Source organism: Sphingobium bisphenolivorans (genome assembly GCF_000412635.1).
Classification (GTDB): domain Bacteria; phylum Pseudomonadota; class Alphaproteobacteria; order Sphingomonadales; family Sphingomonadaceae; genus Sphingobium; species Sphingobium bisphenolivorans.
Genome location: NZ_ASTG01000043.1, coordinates 1 through 2,419, shown reverse-complemented (window position 1 = coordinate 2,419; position 2,419 = coordinate 1). Strand labels below are relative to the sequence as shown.

The 2,419-nt window shown below is 64.1% G+C and carries 2 protein-coding genes; one reads left to right on the top strand and one right to left on the bottom strand.

Going from position 1 to position 2,419, the window contains the following annotated elements; translation table 11 throughout:
* On the bottom strand, nucleotides 1-1,723 hold a 1,723-nt coding region (locus L858_RS0119005), incomplete at its 3' end, for a DUF4158 domain-containing protein (RefSeq protein WP_238565005.1).
* A gap of 128 nt (nucleotides 1,724-1,851) precedes the next feature.
* On the opposite strand from L858_RS0119005, the gene L858_RS0119000 reads away from it, so the two are divergent.
* Nucleotides 1,852-2,419: recombinase family protein (locus L858_RS0119000; RefSeq protein WP_022684635.1), on the top strand; the 568-nt coding region annotated here is incomplete at its 3' end.

Below are 2,419 nucleotides of genomic sequence, written 5' to 3'. Positions count from 1 at the left end.
CGGTGATACGCGTGGCAGGCAGCATACCGTAGCAGGCAAGCGTCAGATGCCGTCCTTCGTCGTGCCCGGCATCATCGTCCTTCAGTTCCTTGGGGAAGCGCAATCGCTCGCCAGCGAACAGGGCAGCATCACGTCCGGCCAGATTCTGGGCGACGTCGCACAAGGCTTTGTCGAGTTGCGCGGCGCGCTGATCGAGCCATGCGTGTGGATCACCGAGCGAGAACACCGGTTGCAGCGCTGCGCCACTTGATGGCGCGAGCAGCACCTCCAGCGACCTGTGCAGCCGTGACCTCGGCACCCAGATATCACCCGATGCCAGTGCATTGGCGAGCGCCCCGTAGGTGGCCATCTCCCAATGCGTCCGGTCGATCTTGCCGGCGACCACGACATGGCGGTGCCAGCGCCGCTCGACATGACCGAGCGGAACGTCGGCAGGGAGCGGCTTGCGCCAGTCGCCATCAAGATCCGACAGGACCGTCATCGCATTGCGCAACGCCGCGGTGCCGGCCCGGCCGTGGAAATCGAGCGTTTGCAGGAATAGAGGTCCTATTCGTTTGAAGGTCCGGTATTCGGCTGCGATCTCGCTCAACACATCGTCCCTGTGAGGTGCCGCGGTACGACGGATGATCGCGGCATCGGCATCGAGCATGTCGAGAGGCACGATATCCCTGAGGGCCGCGCCGATATCTTCACCGGTGCGTGCTACCCGGCTAACTGTTTCCAGCACGGTGGCGATGCGCATCAGTCGGTCACGGCCTTCGCGTCCCGAAATCGCGATTCCCTGTTCCAGGCGTTTGCGGGCACGAAGGTGAGCGCGTCCCATCAAGGCGCCGAACATGGCGATCGCCGCGTCGGTAAGCGTGGCTTCCATCTCGCGCAGCGTAGCAAGCAGGATGACCCGCCTGCGGGAGGCGCGCATCTGTTGGAAGGCCTGGGCGGTATAGCGCACGCCTTCGCGGGCGAACTGCGTCATGCGTGGCTCGTGCAGGGGATCGACCGGAACACAGGAAATTCCGGTCCTGCGGATCAGAGCGACCTTCTCAAGGATTTCGGCGAGCGAGGCTGACGCGACGCGGGGCTGTGGTTCGCGCAGCCACGACAAGCGGCTCTGTCGATCATGCACCTTCTCATCGACCAGCGTATCGAGGCGCTGACGCATATCCGCATCGAGTTTATCATGGATTGCAGCGACCAGATCGGTTTCCACCCGCAGCATCGCCTCGGCCGCCATCCGCTCGACTACGCTGATGCCGGGGATAACGATGCGCCGCGTGCGCAGCTCGTCGAGCAGTCGATCGAGCAGAATACGCCCGTCCACGATGGGCATGGCTTCGATTTCCAGCCAGGTCATCATGATACCGCGCGCTGGCCGGCTCAGATCGGTGAAGCCGAAGCGCGCCTTGATGGCGGCAAGCTGATCGTAGCGGGTCGGCGCTCGCCGCGCGAAGTCGGCGATGGCGCCTGCATCCACCCCGACCTGCTCGGCGATATGGTCGAGCATGATCGCAGGCAACAGCTCGCCTGCGCGCAGATGCCGCCCCGGAAAGCGGAGGCAACAGAGTTGCAGGGCGTAGCTCAACCGGGTTGCCGGAGTGCGCGCGGTGCCGATTGCAGCAAGGTCCTCGGCATCGAGGCCATAGTGTCGCACCACCGCCGCCTCGCTGTCGGGCAAAGCAAGCAATGCGGCGCGCTGCCGCTGGGTCATCGGAATACGTGCGGGCATGTTTCATCCTTCAAAAACCTCTTGCCTTTTGCCCGCTTAATGAAAGAGGATTGTGAAAGGCCCAAGGCTGCGGAAATTGGTGCATCCTGTTTCCACCTCCGGATACGGCCGTTTGTGAAAGAAGCTGGATGACGCGCGAATCCTATCTGATCGGCTATGCCCGCGTGTCGAAGGGCGACGACCAGTCGAACGCCACGCAGCGGCGCGCGCTCGACGCGCTCGGCTGCAAACGTGTATTCGAGGAGACCGCTAGCGGCGGGCGATGGGACCGACCCAAGCTCCTGGAGATGATCGGGCAGTTGCGCGAGGGAGATGTCGTCGTCGTCTGGAAGCTCGACCGGCTGTCGCGCAGCCTGAAGGACATGCTGCACATCATGGAGCGGATCGAGCTCGCGGGAGCGGGCTTTCGTTCGTTGACCGAAGCGATCGACACCACCACCGCGGCAGGGCGGATGATGATGCAAATGGTGGGAAGCTTCGCCGAGTTCGAGCGGGCCATGATCCGCGAACGCACCAGCGCCGGCCTTGCCCAGGCACGTGCCGAAGGGCGGATCGGCGGACGACGGCGCAAGCTCGGCGACAAGCAGCGTCGCGAAATCGCCGAATCCGTCACCTCCGGTCGCAAGTCCGGTGCCGAGATGGCACGGTTGTACGGCGTCAGCGAACCCACGGTCTCGCGCATCGTCGCCGCGCACC